The sequence below is a fragment of the Leptospira dzoumogneensis genome, assembly GCF_004770895.1.
Lineage (GTDB): Bacteria > Spirochaetota > Leptospiria > Leptospirales > Leptospiraceae > Leptospira_B > Leptospira_B dzoumogneensis.
Map to the genome: position 1 here is coordinate 96,377 of NZ_RQHS01000015.1, position 19,998 is coordinate 116,374.

Genomic DNA, 19,998 nt, shown 5'->3' on the forward strand with positions numbered 1-19,998 from the left:
CCTCTATTCTACGACGACAGAGGAAGAAAATCCACTCCAGATTTTAGTGCCTAGGGCCTCTAATTTGCTTGGATAGGCCAAAGAGAATAGGATACCTCTGGTCCCTCTCAAATAAAATTTTTCCAAAATGATGATCTGACTTTTACGACCATCTTCTCCCACAAAATCGAAACTCGTTCTATATAGGTCCCCTTCTTTTTTGCGAAGATAATTCCATTCTCTCATCGTCCTGGAATTGATCCCTCTGAGTGAATCCCATACAAGATAGTAATTTTGAGCGTTAAAGATAGAAGGATGAAAATGAAGTGTAGTTCCTACAGTGAATACGATCCGATCCGGCCGAAAAAATAGGATCCCTTCGCTGCTCTTTCTATATTCTTTCTCCCAAGTAGAAGGTCCTCCTTCCACAGGAAAGTTTTGGTAGAATCTATGCACCTGCCAAAGATAATCCGAGTCTTCTCCGGAAAACTCTCTGTCCTCGTCCGGAAATAAATAAGTCAGATCGGGAGGGAGATCGAATGAATATGCAAAGTCTGAACTTCTGATCTTTAAAACTTCAGGAGTCCAGCAACCGAATGGATCCGTAAGTCTTTGTAATTCTTTTTCTTTATGAGAATATTGGTCTAAAAATTTTCCCAGAAGTTTTGCCGTTTTTTCATAACCTTCCGGTACCAGTTTTCCGTACCGCAAACGATAGCAGTACATAGAACCCCTGAGCAGGCGAATTGCAGAATATGGATTTGCATGTTTTTGCAGACTTTCCGCCTCGCTATAATGCAGATCCAATTCTTGTCTGTTTGGAAACACTTCTTTGTAATTCCGGTCCAGGATCATCTCCACTTTTCCGTCTTTGTAAAAACGATAATTGCGGGATCTGGAGTCTGTTTTCCAAACATAATGAGCACTTAATCTAAATGCAGTCTGGAGTCTGTTATAAAGTAGTTCTTCCTTCTTTTCTTGGTCTGGAAACCAAGGCTGGCGAAGAAGTGGATCCACTTCTTGGGAAAAAATTGGCACAGCGAGAAAAGCGGCCGAAAACAGAAAAATAGTATATAATGATTTTATAATATAAAAGACATAGGCCTGCGGATACGCAGAAGAGGAAAATCTCACTTGAACAGACCTTCTAACTCTCTTAATGCGCTTATCCCTACGATTTCCATTCCGGGGATTTTTTCCAGCTCTGCCAGATTTCCTTTGGGAAGAAAAACTGTTTCGATCCCTACACCCTTCAGTTCTTTCAAACGAAGAGAAACTTGTCCAACGGACCGAACTTCTCCGGATAATCCTACTTCTCCAATGACAGCAAAACCTGATTGGACAGGTCTTTCCGTATAACTGGAAAGTATAGAAGCACAGATCGCAAGGTCGAGTGCGGGTTCGTCCACCTGAAGTCCTCCTGCCAGGTTTCCGAATATATCACATTCCGATAATGTATGCCCTAAGTATTTTTCGATGACTGCGGCAAGTAGGATGAGTCTTCGAGTGTCCGGGCCTTCTGCCATTCTTCTTGCCTGAGAATAATTGGTCCTGCTCACCAAGGCTTGGACCTCTACACTCAGGGCACGGCTTCCTTCTACAACCGAGCTGATGACAGAGCCGCTTTTTCCTTCTGTGAGGGAACTGATAAACACTCTTTGTCTGTCTTTTACTTCTTTTAATCCGGATTCCAACATTTCAAAAACGGCAAGGTCCCCCACCGCGCCGAATCTGTTTTTTACGGCACGAAGAAGTCTGAAATAATTCAGTTTGTCCCCTTCGAAGTACAATACCGTATCGACTAAATGTTCCAATACCTTAGGACCTGCAATCGCTCCGTCCTTAGTAATATGACCGGTCATTACGATAGGGATGCCGGTGCGCTTTGCAGTTTCTAGAAGCACCTGTGTACATTCTCTTAATTGTGTGACAGTACCTGCTTGGTTCGGAAGAGCTTCTCTTGTAAGAGTTTGGATAGAATCCACGAATACCAGATCGGGGGCGACATCCTCGATCATTGCGGAAATATTCTCCGCGTATGTTTCGGAGGAAAGAAGAAGGTTCTCTGATAGAACATTCATCCTTGCAGCTCTCAGTCCGACTTGGGCCGCAGATTCCTCGCCGGAGATGTATAATATTTTTCTTCCATTGGAGATCATACTTCTGCTGATCTCTAGGATGAGAGTGGACTTACCTACTCCAGGTTCTCCACCTACTAAAATTAAACTTCCAGGAACAAGTCCCCCGCCTAAAACCAAATCCAATTCGGAAAGACCTGAACTCAGACGTTTTGTATCATCCGAAGGAATGGAATCTATAGGAACAGGTTCTTTATAGACTGCGGATTTTTTATAACTGGGAGTAGAAGAAAAACGATCTCCTCCCGATTCTTCTACAATCGTATTCCATTTACCGCAGGATTCACATTTACCTGCCCAACGGGAAAATTCCTGTCCGCAGGATTGGCAAAGAAAGACTTTGGAAATTTTCTTTTTCAATGTTCGAATAAATTCTCCATTTGGAGCCAATCGATCTGATTGAATACGGGAAGACATTGGAAAGCCTCTTGAGCGAGTTCATATCTTCCTTCTCGGATCAATATCTGAGTGAGTTTTTGGGAAAGAGAGATCAGGAACAGAACATCACCCGATGCATATTCAATCTGATCCTTAGTTAAACTTTGAGCTCCCCAATCGGAAGACTGATTTTTTTTGTCCAAGGTCTCGTCGAAAAATTCTCTGATAATATCTTTCAGACCATGTCTGTCCGTATAAGTGCGCGCAAGTTTGGATCCGATCTTCGTGCAAAAAATTCCCTTAGTCAAAATCCCAAGTCTGTATCTTAAGAACAGAGTATCCATACGAGCGAAATGGAATACTTTGATAATATCAGGATTTTCGAATAATTTTTTGAGCAGAGGAGCCTCAGTTTGGTTGGGCAGAATTTGCACCAGGCTCACCCTATTTTTGGAATCGCAGATCTGGACCACGCAAAGACGATCTCTTCTCGGATTTAAACCCATCATTTCGCAATCCACAGCCAAATGATCATCTTCTGAATATTCTTTGAATCTCTCTTCGGAAAGATCTCCCGGAAAAAGATCCGGTTTATTGTTCGCGCGGTTAGATGCCATAAAGCCAAAATAATCGAATAGGATCTCAGGTCCGCAAGAAAAGTCCGGCCTCTCCACCGGTTTTTTTCCTTTTCTATCTTTCGAATCAGTAAACCATCGTCCTAGAATGAAAGCAGTTTTGCGAACCCGTATCTATGAAGAAGAACAAAAGTCTCAGTTTGAGTTCCCGGTAGGAAGATCCGAGACCAAGAGCGATTGCGGGAATTATAAGTTTTCCTTTAAATTAGTCAAATCCCCGGGAAAATCCACGTATGCTCCCGTTTTAGAATGGATCGCGGAAAGAAGACCTCCTGCAGGTTTGGAACTATTGACCTTCGAGTGGGAACTTCCTTCTCATGGGATCAAAGAAGGTAAAATTTTCAGACATGGATACCAATCCTGGAGTCTTTCCGCTGCTGAAAATTTAGAAGACGCGGATATTTCTCCTAAATTAGGATTTTTGCAATTCTCCCAAGAAAATATTTATTCCGAACATGCGGGAGAAGAAGGTAACTGGATCTCGGAAGCCTACGTTATCCTTTTACCTAAAAACGAAGACTCTAAATTTTTTGCAGGAGCCGTTTCCAAAGGAGAAGAAGGAGTTAAGTTTAAAATTTTAACCTCTCCTTCTTCCAAAAAGACAACTGATGATTTTTTCAAAGGGGATATTCGAGTCGTATATGATTTCTTCCGATTCGAAGATTTTAAAGGAAATAAACTTCCGCTCACTCAGATCAGAATTTCCAAATTCACAGGCGACGAAGCCATCTTTATCAAAAATTATTTCGCCGAACTTGCAAAAAATCTAAAAGTAAAACTTCCGGAAACTCAGGTGCCAACCGGCTGGTGTTCTTGGTATCATTATTATACCAAAATTTCAGAGAAGATCATTTTACAAAATTTGAAAGAGCTTAGATCCAAAAACCTAGGACTAAAAGTTTTTCAAATAGATGATGGTTACCAAGCAGAAATAGGAGACTGGTTAGAAACAAACGATCGTTTTCCAGGCGGAATGGGTTTACTTGCAGAAGCGGTCCGTTCCGAAAAATTAATCCCTGGGATCTGGCTTGCTCCATTTTTAGTTCGTAAAAAATCCAAATTTTTCCAAAAATTTCCGGAGGCCGTTTTAAAAGACAGGGACGGAAATCCGGTGCCCGCACTTTGGAATCCGAACTGGGGAGTGGATTATACGTATAGTTTGGATGTGACCCACCCTGCTTCCAAAGAATTTTTAGCCACAGTTTTCAAAACGATAGTAAAAGAATACGGATACAAATATCTAAAACTGGACTTCTTGTATTCAGCATTGCTGCCCGGCTGGACTTACGATCGCAGCCTATCGCCTCATACTCGTTACGCGGAAGCCATCAAGTTTATCCGAAAGGTAGTCGGAAAAGATATATTCATTCTAGGTTGCGGGGCGCCAATGCTTCCTTCTATCGGACTATTCGATGCGATGAGAATTTCCTGTGACGTGGCACCTTTCTGGTATAGAGAAAAATCCAGGATCCTAGTAAAAGACAGGAACGGACTCTGCACTGAAAGAGCGCTAATCAATGATATTACCAGAGCTTCTATGCATAGAACACTTTGGCTGAATGATCCGGATTGCCTATTGGTTCGTAAAAAGAAAAACAGCATGACGGAAGCCCAGACAAAGATCATGGCAAGTATCATGTCCGTATCCGGAGGAATGTTATTCGTATCTGATGATCTTTCCCTGGTGAATGAAGACAGACTCGAATTATTACAAAAAAGTTTAACACTCCAATCCAAATGTAGAGGTAAAACTCCTCTTCCTGTGGGACTTGGGACCGAATTTTTCCCGAGCGCTCTATACAATCCTTCCGGTTATTTAGGAATTTGGAATCCAAGCGACGAGAAGAAGGAGATCTCACTTTCCTTATTCTTCCCTTGGGACAAAAAGAATTCCATAGATTATTGGACCGGAAAAAGGCCCGACTCTTTAGAGATAGATTCCCGCAAAAAAATTCTTAAAATTGAAATGGAACCTTGGTCCACAGTGGTCCTACATTCCGGAAAACAAAGTTGACTCTTACTGAATTCAAGAAGAGAATAGGCGCGAACGTGTCAGAAACTTTCTTCCAAAATTCGGAAGACCAAAGGCGAGGTACATCAATGAAATTTTTTCACAAAATTATGGGAACAGGCTTACTTACATTCGGTATCCTACTCTCCCAAAATTGTTTTATAGATTCCATTTCAAATTCACTTTCTAAATCTTCGGATTCACTACAAAGTATTTCTAATGCTGTGGTCTCCGTAGTTTCTTCCGTTTCCTCTTCTTCCAAAGACGAGGCAGCAGAAAAGAAAGGATATAAAAGAGATGTGGAAAATCTAACCGCATTCTATTTACAAACCGGATCCACTCGTTCTTCTGAATTTGAATCCGACCTGGCGGAACTTGCTTCTAAAAACGGAGTGATCAACTGGAAAAATTCCGAAAGCACTTATGTTTCCATCGGAAGAGGACTTAAAAAGGCAGGAGTAAGCGAAGAAGGTTTTAAAAATTTTGCGGCAAACGTAAACTTCAAACCTGAGGTCGCAAAAGCTCTGGAAAGAGGCTATCTTTCCCTCTAATTTGAGATTACGCGTGTGCAAGCGGTCGGCGATCGGCCGCTTTCTTCTATTCTTTTTACTTCTCCCCTTTTCTATCCATTCTCAAGAAGTTTATATAGATTTTATCTATGTGGATGCAAATACCGGGCAATCCAGCGGCGGACATTCCGCACTTAGGTTCGATGATACAGTCATCCATTTCCAATACTATCCCGACGAAATATTCAGAGTAGTCCGAGAATCCTACGAAAGATTTTCCTATTCTTATAATACTTACTCCAATCGAACCAGTAAGATAGCAAGAGTAGCAATCTCGGAAAAAGATCTAGACAAGATCAGGACCGGTTTTGAAAAACTGGCTCTGATACAATTCAAACATATTAAAAATTTAGGATCTATTAGAGCGGATGTACAATTCCTAAAAGAGATCATCAGACCGGAAAAGAATATCAGAATTAGGACATTCGGTTATTTCAAAAAAGAAGAAGTAGCCGAATCCACTTTTGCTTTAAAGGAAGAATTAAACTCTGGATTAGGAAAAGGCTGGCTCGGAAAGGCCCGGAGCCGGATCAAAAATGAATTAAACTCAGCATACTCCGAAGGAAAATTTGCGGCGTTTACCGAAGCGCCTGCCGTCCAAAACGGGATCTATCCATTTTATAAAGAAGGGATTTCTTCCTGGTTTTTACCCAGGCTCGAAAAACTATCCGTTTTAGAGATCCTGGATCTAGGATATTCATTGGACCCGGAAACAATCTTTCTTTCTTCAGGCAAACCACTCAGCGAAGAAGAAAAAGGTAAACTGATCTCATTACGAGATTCGCTCAAATATTCCATCCTAGAACTGATCAAAGAAGAAAATTCAAACTGGGGTCATAGCGTATTAGTCAACCTGGCCAGATTTTTAGTTTTGGAAAAGAGTATAAAAGAGGGTAAATTATACTTCTTAGTCACTTTTCCTGAATCAGTTTCTCAGATCAGACCTACCACCTGGTCCAAAGACAAAAAAGGAGTAGAAGCAAGTTCGGATCTATTATTAGAAGCTTCTAAAACTTTCAGAGAAGAAAGAGTAAAATCCGAAAATCTCACGGAAGAAAATTATCTCACCTGGGAAGATTTAGAGAATAGGGACTGGGAATTGAGAACAGGATTGAGTAGAGGGATCTCCATCCGAAATACATTCGATAGACTTTCTCCGGATCTGTCCGGAAATTTTGTATTTTCTTTTCCGGCTCCAGAGGCCGAGCTGATCTCAGAATATCTGAACCGTTCAGAAAAAGAAGAAGAAACATATTATGAGAATTTAAAACGCTTTTATACTTTCAAGCTGATCACCAAAAACTGCACTTCTGAAATTTTTGATTCTTTAGAATTTATACTAAACGAAAAAGAATATGAAACCGTTCTTGGAAAAAGAATAGATCCACATTCTTCTCTCACTTTTATCCCGTTTATCGCTTACGATTCCATCACCGAAAAATGGAAGGTAAAAGAAGAAACTATGGAGCTTTCTCACAGGAAAGTCGCTTTGGAACAATTATACGAATCGAATCCCAAATGGAAAACATATCTAAAAGAATCCAATGTTTTCAGCTCCAGTATCTACAGAACCAATCCGGATGATCCTTCCTTTGTATTTTTTACGGACGATGTTATTTTACTCAGACCGATTTATGGGATCGTAAATTTAGGCTGGGGAATCGGAAATTTTACTTTGGGGATATTCACTAGTCCATTCGATAAAGGCAAAAGAGCCCAAAACGGTTTGAACTCGGTATTCTTCTCTTTACCTGAATTAGTATTTTTCAATATTCGAAAAGGTACGTTTCCGAATGCAAAACCGGATCGATCAGAAAAGAAATTAGAGTCTCAGAAGTAGATAACTGGAATCGTCCCTGAATTCTCTGGTAGGTAAACTTACTTTACTAAAAGTGCGGATCGCTTCTTGGTAATCTTCTATACTTAAACCTTTTTTACGGACCTCTTCCAGTTCTTTGAATAGAGGACTAGAGAGGCTGTTTAATAGTCCGTCACTGTATAAGAACAAAACATCACCTGACTCGTAAGAGATCTCGTGAGATTCGAATTCCAATGCATCCATGATCCCAAGTAATTGTCCTGATTTTTCATTCAGAAGTTTTTGTCCGGCAGCCTGGTATAGAACAGGGAAAGGATGACCTCCTCTCGCATATTGGATCGTCTTTTTTTCCAGATCGATCACCGCAACTGCAGCAGTTAAACTATGAGTTCCTATCTCTTGGGAAAGTTCCAAGTTCATTCTTTTCAGAACATTAGAAGGGTCCTGGCTTTCTTTATAAGCTTCTCTTGCGATGCTTGTCATTAGAAGTCCGATCAGTCCGGAAGTCACTCCGTGATCCTCTATATCTCCAAGCAGGACCATTACCTTATTCCCAATTTTAGAAAGAACATAAAAGTCCCCGCTCACGAAAGAAGCAGGAGTATTGTCCACTGCAACTTCCAAAGGAGAGATCACCGGAACGGAGAGGATCTTTTTTTGGATCTTAGAAGCAAGTCTTAGATCTCTAAGTATATTTTCATCCCTCGCTTCCTTCTCCTTTAGCAAAGTATAATAATCCAATGCTCTTTGGACCGCGATACGGACTGTCTGGAGAGAAAACGGTTTTAAAAGAAAATCGGAAGCCTTATGAGTGAGAGAAGTCACCACATTATTGATATCCCTTTCTCCGGTCATCATGATGACCTGGGTGGCAGGATTCAAATTTTTGAAATAAGGTAGGACGTCCAACCCGCTTGTTTTAGGCATGTGGATGTCCAGGAAGACGATAGGATTGGTTTCTTTTTCGAAATATTCCTTACCCTTCTCCACTGAATCAAAAAAAGTAGAATTGTAACCTAGTTTGGAGAGAAGAATTTCCAGGGCTTCTCCTACGTCCCGATCGTCGTCTATGATTAGAATTTCAGGTTTAATCGTAATTGATGTCATCTAATCGATCCTAGAAAATTCCCTGGTCTCGGAAATTCTGGCAACCATAGAATCATACTGTTCGTCAAACAAGGATTTTTCGAGGTACGGATTGGTCGCGGACACCATTTCTCCGTAACTCCAAGAGTATACTGCAGAGGTCTGGTTATCTAAAATTTTTCCGGAATGGATGGCACCGGAGAGAGATCTCAGATTTTCTTTTTTAAAACATCTGAGCAGCGCCCTAAATTCTCCCTCTTTTTCAGGAGATAAGTATCTGAAATTTTTATGAAATAAAACCGCGTCGTGAAAATATTCGGGAATATTAAAAGCTCCTGCTGCTCCGATTTTTCCGGAAAGTAAACGGATAAAAGAAGTGATCTCGTTCATTATATTCAGGCCCGGATACTCTTGGCCTTCGAATAATTTTTTCTTTTCTCCCAATTTTCCGAGCCTTACGTTTTGGCTTAAAAGCCAATCGATATAGATCATCGGAAAGGATTCGTTTATCTTTTTGAAAAGGAAGTCCGAAAACTTCAAACGCATATGGACTAAAATTTCGTTCTCTTCCGTTTTGATATAGATACGATTATCTACTTCTGAAATTCCATGGATCTCTAATTTAGTTTTTTGAAATCCTCGAAACTGCAACATTTCGAACATTCCGGATTGTTCCAAAAGTTCGTGCACTTCCTTAGCGGAGAATCGATTGAATAGTGTATCTTCTATCCCTAAATGTGTTTTGAATTCCCTGTTTACGTCTATGAGGCCTAATGCCTCTGGATCGATATAACTCTGACCCGATGTGGATTTATCTGAACCGGAAAATATACTCATGTAATTAAATTAAGGAGGCGAAAACCCTGATCGTATTAAAATGGATACGAACTGTGTCGTGGAAATTTCTTGCGTAACCGCCGGCTGGCATAACTACCACGGGAATATCCAAAGAATCCGCAAAAGTTTTTACCATTTTATCCCTTGCCTTCAATCCATCGAAGGTGAGCTTCAGATCTCCTAAAGAATCATCTTCGAAAGGATCAGCACCCGCAAAATAATAGATCAGATCCGGTTTGAATTCTTTTTGGATCTTATCCAAACCTTCTTGTAAACGGGAAAGATATGTTTTGTCGTTCGTCCCGTTCTCCAAAGGTATATCCAGATTGGACTTCTCTTTTTTAGGATATAACTCGTCTTGGTGCATAGAAAAAGTCCAAACAGAAGGGTCTCCTTGGAAAATTCTAGCGTTCCCGTTTCCCTGGTGAAGATCCAGATCTATAAATAAAACCTTTCTTTCCGGATATTTTTGAAGATAAAGTTTCGCAGCGATCGCTGCATCGTTTAGATAACAGAAACCTTCCGCGCGATCCGGCATACTGTGATGGAAACCGCCGCCGATATGATACACATATTTATAATTTTCCGTCAGTTCGGTGGCGAGAATAGTACCTCCCACTCCTAGACAAAAACTTCGGACCATGGTTTGGTTGAGAGGAAGCTCCGAATACATGGTCCGATCCGTATATCTTAAATTTATAAAGTCGGAAATGAATTCCGGAGTATGGACCAGGCTTAATTCTTCCTCTCCGACCGGGGCCGGTTGGAGGGCAGGCAAAGAAGAAAGTTTAGGATCTTCCTTGACTTGATTGTATATCATTGCGTATTTACGTGCGGGGAATACGTGGGGACCAAGGTCCATATTGTATTCCGGATGATAAACTAGAGCGAGCCGTTCTAACAGTTGGCGCAATTGGGTGTGCCTTTTTTTTCCCAAGCTTACCCTTCCGTTTCGCCCCGTAAAGAACGAAATAGCATTCTTAAATACGTCCAAATTTTCGGAGGTTCCCATTCATGTTTAGCCCGGAAAAAAAAACCAAAATGGTCTGCACCATCGGCCCTTCTTCCTCAGATGAAAATATTATCACCGCACTTCTCCGAGCCGGAATGGACATCGCGAGAATGAATTTCTCTCACGGCACTCACGAAGTTCACAAAAAGGTTTTTGAAACTTTGCGAAAATGCGAATCCGAGTCCGGCGTTCCTCTAGGCATCATGGCGGATCTGCAAGGACCCAAAATCAGAACCGGAAAACTCCGGGTTCCCCAAATCGAATTAGAAAAGGGAAACAAGATCAGACTTTTACCGGACGCGGAATACTTAGGAGATTCCGAGGCGGTCGGCACTACCTACCCTGCCATGATAGAAGATCTTCGTTCGGGAGACAAACTATTAGTAGATGACGGTAAACTCGTACTAGAGGTTGAATCCAAATCAAGCAAAGAAGCCGTTTTAAAAGTTATAATAGGAGGAATTTTAAAAAGCAACAAAGGAATTAATTTGCCTGGAACTCCTATATCCGCACCCGCACTTTCCGAAAAAGATCTACTGGATCTGAAGTTTGCATTAAATTTAGGAGTGGATTACGTCGCATTGAGTTTCGTAAGAAGAGCCTCCGACCTAGAACTTGCCAGAGAAATGATGAGAGGGACCCAAACGGGACTCATCGCCAAAATAGAAAGACCGGAAGCGATCCGTAATATAGACGAAATTTTAGAAGCGGCAGACGGGATCATGATCGCAAGAGGAGACCTAGGGGTCGAAGTGGAAACGGAAAGAGTTCCGGTTTTACAAAAAGAACTTATCTATAAAGCGAACCGCGCGGGTAAACCTGTGATCACCGCGACACAAATGTTGGAATCCATGGTGGACAATCCAAGACCCACCAGAGCGGAAGCAAGCGATGTTGCAAACGCGGTTATGGATGGAACGGATGCAGTCATGTTATCCGGAGAATCCGCCAGCGGAAAATATCCGGTAGAATCCGCAGAGATGATGGCAAAGATACTAAGAGAAACTGAGAACTTAGATCGGATCTATGAGATACATTGGAATTTAAAAAAATCAGAATTAGAAATAGAAAGGGCAGCACTCGGTTCCGCAGCGAGAGAGATCGCACATAGTATCAATGCAAAGGCGATCGTGAATTTTACAAGAAGCGGATATTCTGCGCTTATTACTTCCGAGATGAGACCGAAAGTTCCTATTCTTTCTTTTACTCCTTATTTAGCCACCGCAAGAAAAATGAAATTATATCGAGGTGTTCAACCTTATGTGATGCCATTTATGGAAACTTTCTTCGATATGATCCGTTATATGGAAACCAAACTTCCGGAAGATGGGATGTTGACCCCGGGAGATATAGTGGTTATTCTTTCCGGAGCGCCGGGAGGAGAAGCTAAGTCCGTAGACTTTTTACAAATTTATAAAATAAGATAAGTCCCTAAAACGGATATATATCAACTTCCGATTACGGTTTTTTCCTTTTTATCCAGCAAGAAGAAGGATAAAAAACGATCATGAGTAAATATATCTTCAGTTGGTTCCTTCTTCTTTTAGCCGCATTGCTGAATGCCGCCGTCCGAGAATTAGCGTATAAGGATTTTTTCGAAGAACATCTTTCCCATCAGATCTCCGTTTTTACAGGACTATTTCTTATTTCCGTTCCGATCTTCTATGTTTCCCAAAAATGGCCGTTCAAAGACAAGGCCCTAGCGTTTGTAGTGGGACTTGTATGGTGTATTATGACGGAACTTTTCGAATTCTTAATGTTCTTACGAGTTTCAGAGGACCCATATAAGGATTTCCTAAAGGTCCATAATATTTTCGCCGGAGAATTTTGGATATTGATCCTGATCTGGATCGTAATTTCTCCGGTTCTGTTCTATAGATCCAGATAAATTAGATTATCTGGATCCCGGACTCCGCAAATTCTTTCAAAACTTCTCTGGAGATCCTTGCTTTCTGATTCCTTTTTTCTTTGATATGGGTCAGATAACGAAGGGAGAATAATACTCCGCCTTCTTCTATATTCATATACACGATAGGTGTGGTCTTGCCTAAGCGGACCAAATAGTTTTTGGAAAGTTCTCTTACCGAATAATCTATTTTATGCTGGTCTATGATGGATCCGTTTTTCAGGATCCCGTTCAGGATTTTTTCGGCGGTTTCCCAATCGGCACCATGAGGGATCTTAATCCTGAATTCGTCCCATACGAATCCCATTTTTTCCTTCACCACATACACTTTATGAAGAATGATCGTATGGTTCGGTAGATGCACCAATCGATTCGTGGATTGTTCCGATTTAGGATCCGGGCTTAACTCCATCAAAGTAAAACGATTGATCCCTATATTGACCACGTCCCCTTTAATACCTTCGATCTCGATACGGTCCCCTACTTCAAAACCGTTGCTGCCATGGATCAACAACCAACCCACATAGTTCAAGGTAATATCTTTTAAGGAGATAACGATACCCGCTCCGGCAAGACCCATCACAGTAGGAAGATAAGATAAGCCGGAAAAAATTACGGGGAGAAGGGAGACAGCTCCCACAACCACAAACAGGATCCGAGTTACTCTTCTGCGATTATACCTAACAGAATTATCAGCGGGAGGACTGATCCTGTCGAAGGTCAAAACGAAAGTTTTATAAACGATCACCAGGGTCAGGATAAAATACACGACCAGGACGAACTCTTCCGTGATGGTCCTTTCCTTCGAGTTCAGAAGGGAAATCGGATTTAAGAGCCGAAGTATTTCTTCCATGACGAGAGAACCCAGGCTAAAGAAACTATAAGCCAGGGCAAGGCGAATTCTATTCCATTTTCTTCTGCTTTCTAAAAGCGGAAGCGATCTCATCCAGCTCGACCGGAATATCCCAAATCGGATTTCCAGGAGACTGAAGAAGAACAAATCGAACTGAATTGCCTACATTCTTCTTATCATGAAGAGTATGTTTCGCAACCTGCGCGGATTTACTTTTATCATGATAAGGAAGATCGTATGCTTTCAGGATTTTTTTTAAGTTCTCTATCCAAGAAACATCCAATCCTTGTTTTTCCGCGGATAGAATGATCGCAGTCAAAAGTCCTATGGAAACCGCTTCTCCATGAGAATATCTTCTGTAATTCGTAAGAGATTCAATCGCATGAGCGGTTGTGTGACCCAAATTCAGTACTTTTCTTAAACCTGTTTCTCTTTCGTCCTGGGAAACTATATTAGCCTTATATAAAATAGAGCCTACGATCAATTCCAAAAGTTCGGGAGAAGTATGGTCATAGACTGATTTATCGTTCGAACGGACCTTCTCCAGGTATTCTCCTCCGGACAAAAGGCCGTGTTTTACGATCTCTGCCATTCCACATCTCCACTCTCTTTTAGGTAAAGTGGACAATGCGATCAAAGGTAAATATACGAATTCAGGCTGGTAGAAGGAGCCGATCATATTTTTCCCAAGGTCGGCATTCACAGCCACTTTTCCACCCACGGAAGAATCCACGGAGGCAAGTAAGGTCGTAGGAATTTGTGCGAAACGAATTCCTCTTTGGAATGTGGATGCGATAAATCCCGCAAAGTCACCCACCACTCCGCCGCCAAGAGCAAGGATCAAACTTTTACGATCCGCTCCAAGCTCTATCAGTTTATTATAAACTTCCGCGGTGCGAAGTATATGTTTATTTTTCTCCCCGCCCTTGATATAAATTTCGTGGAATGGGATCCCGGGACAGGAAAGTTCCGATTCGTAAAACTTGGAAAATAATCCTGAAAGTTTTCTTTCCGTAAGTATAAATATGGAAGAAATAGGATAAAATCTTTTGATCGTTTCTCCCAATCCTCTAAAATCAGAATGGATCTGTACTTTATATTCTTTCGAGAATGCTTTGATCTGTACTTCCCGGATAGGATTCATTTATCATATACCCATTGGCTTCGAACAAAAGGAGCCGGTTTGTATTTTCCGGAAGAAAGAAATTCCTTAATATCCGGTCTTATATCCATTTCTAAAACCGCGCCCAAAGGAAAATAGCCGAATCCTGTGATCGCTTTCTCTTTAAGGTTCACTTCCGGGTCTTGTTTTTTGACGGTTGCTAAGAATACTAACTGAAGAAGGTGACGATTTCCCTTTGGATCTATGGACTCATTCAGAAATAGAAAATTTGCACTGGTGATATCCAGAGAAAGTTCTTCTTTCAGTTCTCTTTTCAGTGCGTCTTCCGCACTTTCTCCGAATTCAATTCCGCCGCCCGGCAATAACCAATAATAGGCATCCTTCTTTTTTTGCTGCAGAAGTAGGATCTCTCCCTTACGATTTCGGATCAAAGCGGCCACTCTGACCCTTAAACCTTTCTTTTTAAAAAAGAATTCCATATTAGATTTCATTAAACCTTTATCTTTAAGGCCTTCAACAATTGTTTCGCAGCGTCTTGTTCCGCGAACTTTTTATTCTTTCCTTTACCTTCCGCAGAATGTTTGTCCCGGATGGATACGCTGACGTAAAATGTCTTTTCGTGATCCGGTCCTATCTCTTTTAGCAATCTGTAAGAAGGTAGAAGTTTGAATTTTTTTTGGCAAATTTCCTGGAGGATGGATTTATAATCCGCGGCCTCTCTTACCTTATCGGAATTTTTAACGTAATCTATAAGATGTTGGAGTATAAACTTCTCCGCTGCTTCCATTCCTTGGTCCAAATATACCGCACCGACCAAGGACTCGAACAGGTTTGCCCCCAGTTTTTTTTGGGCGCCTCCCTGACCTTCTCCTCTTCCTAATAAAACGTAATGAGTTAGTCCTAATTTTTCACTCAGCCCGTTTAACATTGCCGTAGAAACCAAGGTTGCTTTTTTTCTGGAAAGTTCTCCTTCACTCGCGGAAGGATTTGTTCTGTATAAATATTTTGCGACCACGAGCCCTAGAACAGAATCTCCCAAGAACTCCAATCTTTCGTTGTCTTCTTTGTACTGTGGATTTTCGTTCCGGAAAGAACTATGTATGAATGCGATCTCTAAGTAAGAAGGTTTATTAAATTTTAAACCAAGTTCGGACGCAAGTAGGGATGGATCCTTTCTATTTTTAGGATCAGTCTTGTTTTGGTTCTGATTGTGTTTTTTTTTTATCAAAGGATTTTGATAAAAGGAAAGGAAGAAAGACTTCCGAGTTCCCGTGAGAACCCGGAGGTCTAGTCAATTAGGACTTTAGAGTGTCGATGAACTTAATTACGTCTCCGACGGTTTGGATCTTTTCAGCATCCTCATCGGAAATTTCAACGCCAAACTCTTCTTCAAGAGCCATAACGAGTTCAACTGTGTCAAGAGAGTCTGCACCAAGGTCATCAATGAAGTGTGCTTCAGGAGTCACTTCAGACTCATCCACTCCAAGTTGCTCAACGATAATAGACTTAATCTTTTCGAAATCTGCCATTTGTTTCCTCCGTACCACCAAAGTGGTATGTAAGTTTTAGTTAGGTTTAGAATCGGGGATGAATTCATCCACCGATTTTTAAACATTTTTTTCTCAAATGTTTTGGCAAGCGATAACGGATTGGAAACGGGAAAAAAACAGAATATTGTCCAAGTTTCTTTTTATATTTTTTTCAAAGAAGATGTTCTATAACTTACGACGGATCGACTCAATCCGATCGAAAATTCCGCATAGTTCCCCATATTCAAATAATCAAAAAGTCACATTTCTAATATTAGATCTTGAGACTGTTCTCGATCATTCGTTCGAACGCCGTTCGGATGTATAATTTTTTAGAACATTACAAGAACCTTTCTAAGAAGGTTTTGTTGGTTCTGCAAAAAAACAAAAGCCCGGAAAATTCCGGGCTTTTCTACCTATCATTCAGATTAAGATCCGAAGTATTAGGCTTGGACTCCCGGAAGGAATCCCCCACCGTTCACTTCGATCACTTGTCCCGTAATGAAAGAGGAAATATCGGAAGCTAAGAACGCGATAGTATTCGCGATATCATCCGGCTGTCCTGCTCTCTTTAAAGGGATCGCAGCTACCATTGCAGTACGGATCTTTTCAGGGATTGCGTCTGTCATTTCAGTAGCGATAAATCCCGGAGCGATCGCATTACAACGGATCTTACGGCCGGCCATTTCCAGAGCGACTGCTTTGGTCAGACCGATTACCCCTGCTTTAGAAGCGGAGTAGTTAGTTTGTCCGATATTTCCGTTCACTCCTGCAATGGAGGAAAGGTTGATAATGGATCCACCGTTCGGATTTTTTGCCATAAATTTAATAGCAGCTTGGATACAGTTGAAAGTCCCGGTCAAGTTCACTGCGATTACAGCGTCCCATTGCTCTTGTTTCATTCTAAGCATAAGAGTGTCTTTAGTGATACCTGCGTTATTCACTAGGATCTCTATAGAACCGAAATTATCCACTACAGCTTGGATACCTGCTTGAGCGGATTCTGCGTTCGCTACGTTTACAGCGACTCCGATTGCTTTTACACCTGTAGCTTTTGCGATCTCTGCCGCAGTAGCTTTACTTGCCTCTTCGTTTAAGTCGGCAATGACAACGTTTGCGCCTGCTTGCGCGAGTTTAAGAGCGGTTGCTTTACCGATTCCGCGGGCAGCCCCGGTTATAATGGCGTTTTTGCCTTTCAAATCGATCATTGGTTTTTTCCTTACCAGATTCTGCGGTTAGCGTATTTTTCAGGCCTGGGGGGTCAAGTGATTCTAGTACGGAGCCGCGAAGGGAAGGAAGACTCAGAGGATTTCGGCACGCAGAGACACGGAGGCGCAGAGTTTTTGGGTTTTTTAGTAAGTAAATCTTCAGGAATCATGGAAACTCAATAGATCCTAAAACCTTTATTCTCCGCGACTTTGTGTCTCTGCGTGAGAATACTCAAGCGACTCCATAGTCTCTGCGACTCTAACTAGAACTTTGCCTTCTCTATATCTTCTTTGATGCGCTGGTTCACATCCCTTTCGGCACATTCTACCACCACTCGGATCGCGTTTCGGACCGCATGTGCATTGGAAGAACCGTGGCCGATCAAACAGGTTCCTTCCACACCAAGAAGAAGTGCTCCGCCGTATTCCGCGTAATCCAATCTTTTCTTGATCGCGGTGAATGTAGGTTTAAGAAGAAGTGCCCCTGTTTGTGCAAGGCTGGACTGAGCGATACTTTCTCTCAGCACGGCGAATATGGATTTAGAAAGACCTTCGGTTGCTTTCAGGACTATATTCCCTACGAAGCCGTCGCAGACCACAACGTCCACATCCCTTCCTCCACCGTAAAGATCTCGTCCTTCTACATTTCCTACAAAATCGATCGGGAGTTTTTTAATAAATTCGAAAGCCTTTAAGGTGACTGAGTTTCCCTTCTTATCTTCTTCTCCGTTGGATAAGATCCCAACCTTCGGTTTGTGAATATTGAAGATAAGTCTGGAATAGATCTCTCCCATGATCGCGAACTGGGCCAAATACTCCGGCTTACAATCCACGTTCGCACCTGCATCCAGAAGAAGTGTAGGAGCTCCCTTCTCTCTTGGAATGGGGGCAGCGATCGGAGGTCTTAAGACTCCGGGAATTCTTCCTAGATATAATAGTGCAGCCGCCATGGTAGCGCCCGTATTTCCGGGAGAGAACATTCCGACGCATGTTTTATCGGCGACCAGTTGAGCCGCTTGCACAACGGAAGAATCTTCCATAGCACGTACCGCTATGGAAGGAGAATCGTTCATACCTATGATCTCACTGGCGTGAACGATCCTGATCTTATTTGTATCGTATTCGTATTTGAGGAGGGTCTCGCTGATATCTTCTTCTTTACCAACGAGAATGACGTTTCTGCCGTCTTGGTTTACCGCGTTAACGGCACCTTCTACGATCCTATCAGGACCGTAGTCGCCGCTCATTGCATCGACGGCGACCCACATATTGATTAGTTCTCTTCGCTAGTCTTCCTGACTTTCGGTTCCACCACTACACGGTCTTTGTAAAAACCGCAAACAGGGCAGATTCTATGAGGAGGTCTGAATGAATTACAGTTCGGGCAAGGGACTAGATTCGGTTTCCCGATCGCATGATGGGCCCGTTTCATCCTCACTTTTGATTTAGATTTTCGTCTCTTAGGAACTGCCATTGTTTTTCTCTATAGATAATGTCGATTTACGACTATGTTTTTTTTAAAGCCGGAATTCACAACTGTTTTTCAGTCAAAGCGAATGATTCTAAGAATTCTCCGACTTCTGCCCGTTTTGTGTATAATGCAGAGCGGTTAAACACCAATCTCGCCGTAGATTCCATAATAACTTCGATCTCTTCCAGATTATTGGCTCTTAAAGTGCCGCCCGTGGACACCAAATCCACGATACAATCGGATAAACCCACCAAAGGAGCGAGTTCAATACTTCCGTAAAGTTTAATCACTTCGCAGTTAATCCCTTTTTTTAGGAAGAAATCCTTGGCGATATTCGGATATTTTGTCGCCACACGGACCTTTCTTTCCCCGGAGCTAAGGCTCCAACCTTTCGGGCCCGCTACTGAAAGTCTGCATTTTCCTATAAGCAAATCTAAGGGAAGAAGAAGGTCATAATCCCCTTCCAATAATACGTCCCATCCCACGATACCTGCATCCGCAGAATTTTGTTCCACGTAAGTCGCCACGTCTTGGGAGCGGACCAGTAAAATACGGACCTTTCCTTTCGGATCTTTATAGATAAGTTCTTTGGAATCAGGATCGGGACGACCGGAAAGCCATCCCCTTTCGAGCATGAGTTCTATGCTCTCTTCGGCAAGCCGTCCTTTCGGAAGGGCCAAAGTCAGCATTTAGTTTCCCTGGCTGCTTTTGAGTAGAAGATAAGTAGCGAGTTCCCTAACTGCTTTAAATTCTTCGGAAGGAGAAGAGATATCTTGGTCTAAAACTTTTTTAAGTAGATCGACTGCTTCTTCTTTTTTACCGTTTTGTAGTTTCAAACGACCCGCTTGGTAAAGGCTCCAAGCATAAAATCCGGATACGTTCTTACGGCTGCTTAAAAGAGAAACGGAAACTCCGTAATCGGATTCTGCTTCCGCGAGTTGGTCTGCACTTTCTCTATAGTTTCCTGCGATATAAAAATAGTAAGCCTTCACTTCAGGAAGTTCGTCTATTTTTTTACCTGCAAATTCTAACTTCTCCGCCGCTTTTTGGTATTCTCCGTTTTTAGCATATAGATCTCCCAAAGTTTTGGAAAGTCTGATATCTAAAGAAGGAGAACTATATGTAGAAGCGATTGTTTCGTATTTTTTGATCTTATCAGTGATCTCTGTCATTGGAGAAAGAGCTAATTCCTTCTCCACTTTTTCGATCGCGAGAGTTCCTTTACGGAATTGTTCCGCTCTATACTCGTTCCAGCTAACAACAGCAAGTACGGTTACGAATAAAACGCCTACTCCGAATAAAACCTGCTTTTTATTCTCTCCTATCTTGGAGAATAAAATTGCAAAAAATCTTTCCGCTCCGGTAAGACCAGGATACGGATCGATGTCCGTAATAGAAGCACCTGTTTTAGGTTCGAATCGTTTCATCCAAAACTCCGAGAGAC

Annotated in this window: 21 protein-coding genes; 5 read left to right on the forward strand and 16 right to left on the reverse strand. The window is 41.9% G+C overall.

Annotated features, from left to right (window positions below; all coding sequences use genetic code 11):
- Nucleotides 1-3: 3 nt before the first annotated feature.
- The 3 genes from EHR06_RS09775 to EHR06_RS09785 form a co-directional block, all read right to left on the reverse strand.
- The gene (locus EHR06_RS09775) at nucleotides 4-1,017 is read right to left on the reverse strand and encodes an LIC10775 family protein (protein WP_244288562.1); all 1,014 of its coding nucleotides are present in this window, start codon (nucleotides 1,015-1,017) and stop codon (nucleotides 4-6) included.
- Nucleotides 1,018-1,109: 92 nt separating this feature from the next.
- Nucleotides 1,110-2,477, reverse strand: coding sequence for a DNA repair protein RadA (gene radA / locus EHR06_RS09780; RefSeq protein ID WP_135756832.1), 1,368 nt, complete (start codon nucleotides 2,475-2,477; stop codon nucleotides 1,110-1,112).
- Nucleotides 2,474-3,112 (reverse strand): ribonuclease D, encoded by a 639-nt coding sequence (locus EHR06_RS09785; protein WP_135756860.1) that lies wholly within the window; start codon nucleotides 3,110-3,112, stop codon nucleotides 2,474-2,476. Before EHR06_RS09785 ends, radA begins: the two co-directional genes overlap by 4 nt.
- A 106-nt stretch (nucleotides 3,113-3,218) precedes the next feature.
- Here EHR06_RS09785 and EHR06_RS09790 point away from each other — a divergent pair, with 106 nt between their 5' ends.
- The 3 genes from EHR06_RS09790 (at nucleotide 3,219) to EHR06_RS09800 (ending at nucleotide 7,550) form a co-directional block, all read left to right on the forward strand.
- Nucleotides 3,219-5,144, forward strand: a complete 1,926-nt coding sequence (locus tag EHR06_RS09790; RefSeq protein ID WP_135756833.1) for a glycoside hydrolase family 36 protein — start codon at nucleotides 3,219-3,221, stop codon at nucleotides 5,142-5,144.
- A gap of 86 nt (nucleotides 5,145-5,230) precedes the next feature.
- Nucleotides 5,231-5,692 (forward strand): putative lipoprotein, encoded by a 462-nt coding sequence (locus EHR06_RS09795; protein WP_135756834.1) that lies wholly within the window; start codon nucleotides 5,231-5,233, stop codon nucleotides 5,690-5,692.
- A gap of 13 nt (nucleotides 5,693-5,705) precedes the next feature.
- Nucleotides 5,706-7,550, forward strand: coding sequence for a hypothetical protein (locus tag EHR06_RS09800; protein WP_208757771.1), 1,845 nt, complete (start codon nucleotides 5,706-5,708; stop codon nucleotides 7,548-7,550).
- Here EHR06_RS09800 and EHR06_RS09805 read toward each other — a convergent pair.
- Genes EHR06_RS09805 through EHR06_RS09815 form a run of 3 tightly spaced genes read right to left on the reverse strand, consistent with a single transcriptional unit; the run spans nucleotide 7,533 to nucleotide 10,314 of the window.
- Nucleotides 7,533-8,636, reverse strand: a complete 1,104-nt coding sequence (locus EHR06_RS09805) for a SpoIIE family protein phosphatase (protein ID WP_135756836.1) — start codon at nucleotides 8,634-8,636, stop codon at nucleotides 7,533-7,535. The two genes, EHR06_RS09800 and EHR06_RS09805, sit on opposite strands and share 18 nt — an antisense overlap.
- Nucleotides 8,637-9,452, reverse strand: coding sequence for a hypothetical protein (locus EHR06_RS09810; protein ID WP_100722915.1), 816 nt, complete (start codon nucleotides 9,450-9,452; stop codon nucleotides 8,637-8,639).
- Between the two features lie 4 nt (nucleotides 9,453-9,456).
- Nucleotides 9,457-10,314 carry a histone deacetylase family protein gene (locus EHR06_RS09815; protein ID WP_425269495.1) on the reverse strand — a complete coding sequence of 286 codons (858 nt, stop codon included), beginning with the start codon at nucleotides 10,312-10,314 and terminating at the stop codon, nucleotides 9,457-9,459.
- A gap of 152 nt (nucleotides 10,315-10,466) precedes the next feature.
- On the opposite strand from EHR06_RS09815, the gene pyk reads away from it, so the two are divergent.
- Both pyk and EHR06_RS09825 read left to right on the forward strand, forming a co-directional pair.
- Nucleotides 10,467-11,891, forward strand: coding sequence for a pyruvate kinase (gene pyk / locus EHR06_RS09820; protein WP_135756838.1), 1,425 nt, complete (start codon nucleotides 10,467-10,469; stop codon nucleotides 11,889-11,891).
- Between the two features lie 80 nt (nucleotides 11,892-11,971).
- The gene (locus EHR06_RS09825) at nucleotides 11,972-12,352 is read left to right on the forward strand and encodes a hypothetical protein (RefSeq protein ID WP_135756839.1); all 381 of its coding nucleotides are present in this window, start codon (nucleotides 11,972-11,974) and stop codon (nucleotides 12,350-12,352) included.
- 1 nt (nucleotide 12,353) lies between these two features.
- On the opposite strand, the gene EHR06_RS09830 is transcribed toward EHR06_RS09825, so the two are convergent.
- From EHR06_RS09830 to EHR06_RS09875, 10 genes are all read right to left on the reverse strand, one after another.
- Complete coding sequence (locus EHR06_RS09830) at nucleotides 12,354-13,223, reverse strand: mechanosensitive ion channel family protein (RefSeq protein ID WP_135756840.1); 870 nt, start codon at nucleotides 13,221-13,223, stop codon at nucleotides 12,354-12,356.
- Nucleotides 13,224-13,272: 49 nt separating this feature from the next.
- On the reverse strand, nucleotides 13,273-14,367 hold the full coding sequence (gene aroB, locus EHR06_RS09835; RefSeq protein ID WP_135756841.1) for a 3-dehydroquinate synthase: 1,095 nt from the start codon (nucleotides 14,365-14,367) through the stop codon (nucleotides 13,273-13,275).
- Nucleotides 14,364-14,825, reverse strand: coding sequence for an NUDIX domain-containing protein (locus EHR06_RS09840; protein ID WP_135756861.1), 462 nt, complete (start codon nucleotides 14,823-14,825; stop codon nucleotides 14,364-14,366). The genes aroB and EHR06_RS09840 overlap by 4 nt, the downstream gene beginning before the upstream one ends.
- An 11-nt stretch (nucleotides 14,826-14,836) precedes the next feature.
- Complete coding sequence (gene rnc, locus EHR06_RS09845) at nucleotides 14,837-15,574, reverse strand: ribonuclease III (RefSeq protein ID WP_244288563.1); 738 nt, start codon at nucleotides 15,572-15,574, stop codon at nucleotides 14,837-14,839.
- Nucleotides 15,575-15,641: 67 nt separating this feature from the next.
- On the reverse strand, nucleotides 15,642-15,875 hold the full coding sequence (gene acpP, locus EHR06_RS09850; protein ID WP_008594933.1) for an acyl carrier protein: 234 nt from the start codon (nucleotides 15,873-15,875) through the stop codon (nucleotides 15,642-15,644).
- 443 nt (nucleotides 15,876-16,318) lie between these two features.
- Nucleotides 16,319-17,083 carry a 3-oxoacyl-ACP reductase FabG gene (gene fabG, locus EHR06_RS09855; protein ID WP_135756842.1) on the reverse strand — a complete coding sequence of 255 codons (765 nt, stop codon included), beginning with the start codon at nucleotides 17,081-17,083 and terminating at the stop codon, nucleotides 16,319-16,321.
- A gap of 263 nt (nucleotides 17,084-17,346) precedes the next feature.
- Entirely contained in the window at nucleotides 17,347-18,351 is a 1,005-nt protein-coding gene (gene plsX / locus EHR06_RS09860) for a phosphate acyltransferase PlsX (RefSeq protein ID WP_135756843.1), read from the reverse strand.
- Nucleotides 18,352-18,356: 5 nt separating this feature from the next.
- Complete coding sequence (gene rpmF, locus EHR06_RS09865) at nucleotides 18,357-18,557, reverse strand: 50S ribosomal protein L32 (protein WP_008593555.1); 201 nt, start codon at nucleotides 18,555-18,557, stop codon at nucleotides 18,357-18,359.
- A gap of 56 nt (nucleotides 18,558-18,613) precedes the next feature.
- Nucleotides 18,614-19,243 carry an ATP phosphoribosyltransferase gene (gene hisG, locus EHR06_RS09870; RefSeq protein WP_135756844.1) on the reverse strand — a complete coding sequence of 210 codons (630 nt, stop codon included), beginning with the start codon at nucleotides 19,241-19,243 and terminating at the stop codon, nucleotides 18,614-18,616.
- Complete coding sequence (locus tag EHR06_RS09875) at nucleotides 19,244-19,981, reverse strand: tetratricopeptide repeat protein (protein WP_135756845.1); 738 nt, start codon at nucleotides 19,979-19,981, stop codon at nucleotides 19,244-19,246.
- Nucleotides 19,982-19,998: the final 17 nt, after the last annotated feature.

Excerpts from the sequence above, each read along its gene's own strand:
- EHR06_RS09785 (WP_135756860.1), bottom strand. The coding sequence starts at position 3,112 with ATGGCATCTAACCGCGCGAACAATAAACCGGATCTTTTTCCGGGAGAT.
- EHR06_RS09790 (WP_135756833.1), top strand. The coding sequence starts at position 3,219 with ATGAAAGCAGTTTTGCGAACCCGTATCTATGAAGAAGAACAAAAGTCT.
- EHR06_RS09795 (WP_135756834.1), top strand. The coding sequence starts at position 5,231 with ATGAAATTTTTTCACAAAATTATGGGAACAGGCTTACTTACATTCGGT.
- EHR06_RS09805 (WP_135756836.1), bottom strand. The coding sequence starts at position 8,636 with ATGACATCAATTACGATTAAACCTGAAATTCTAATCATAGACGACGAT.
- EHR06_RS09810 (WP_100722915.1), bottom strand. The coding sequence starts at position 9,452 with ATGAGTATATTTTCCGGTTCAGATAAATCCACATCGGGTCAGAGTTAT.
- EHR06_RS09815 (WP_425269495.1), bottom strand. The coding sequence starts at position 10,314 with ATGGACCTTGGTCCCCACGTATTCCCCGCACGTAAATACGCAATGATA.
- pyk (WP_135756838.1), top strand. The coding sequence starts at position 10,467 with ATGTTTAGCCCGGAAAAAAAAACCAAAATGGTCTGCACCATCGGCCCT.
- EHR06_RS09825 (WP_135756839.1), top strand. The coding sequence starts at position 11,972 with ATGAGTAAATATATCTTCAGTTGGTTCCTTCTTCTTTTAGCCGCATTG.
- EHR06_RS09830 (WP_135756840.1), bottom strand. The coding sequence starts at position 13,223 with ATGGAAGAAATACTTCGGCTCTTAAATCCGATTTCCCTTCTGAACTCG.
- aroB (WP_135756841.1), bottom strand. The coding sequence starts at position 14,367 with ATGAATCCTATCCGGGAAGTACAGATCAAAGCATTCTCGAAAGAATAT.
- EHR06_RS09840 (WP_135756861.1), bottom strand. The coding sequence starts at position 14,825 with ATGGAATTCTTTTTTAAAAAGAAAGGTTTAAGGGTCAGAGTGGCCGCT.
- acpP (WP_008594933.1), bottom strand. The coding sequence starts at position 15,875 with ATGGCAGATTTCGAAAAGATTAAGTCTATTATCGTTGAGCAACTTGGA.
- fabG (WP_135756842.1), bottom strand. The coding sequence starts at position 17,083 with ATGATCGATTTGAAAGGCAAAAACGCCATTATAACCGGGGCTGCCCGC.
- plsX (WP_135756843.1), bottom strand. The coding sequence starts at position 18,351 with ATGTGGGTCGCCGTCGATGCAATGAGCGGCGACTACGGTCCTGATAGG.
- rpmF (WP_008593555.1), bottom strand. The coding sequence starts at position 18,557 with ATGGCAGTTCCTAAGAGACGAAAATCTAAATCAAAAGTGAGGATGAAA.
- hisG (WP_135756844.1), bottom strand. The coding sequence starts at position 19,243 with ATGCTGACTTTGGCCCTTCCGAAAGGACGGCTTGCCGAAGAGAGCATA.
- EHR06_RS09875 (WP_135756845.1), bottom strand. The coding sequence starts at position 19,981 with ATGAAACGATTCGAACCTAAAACAGGTGCTTCTATTACGGACATCGAT.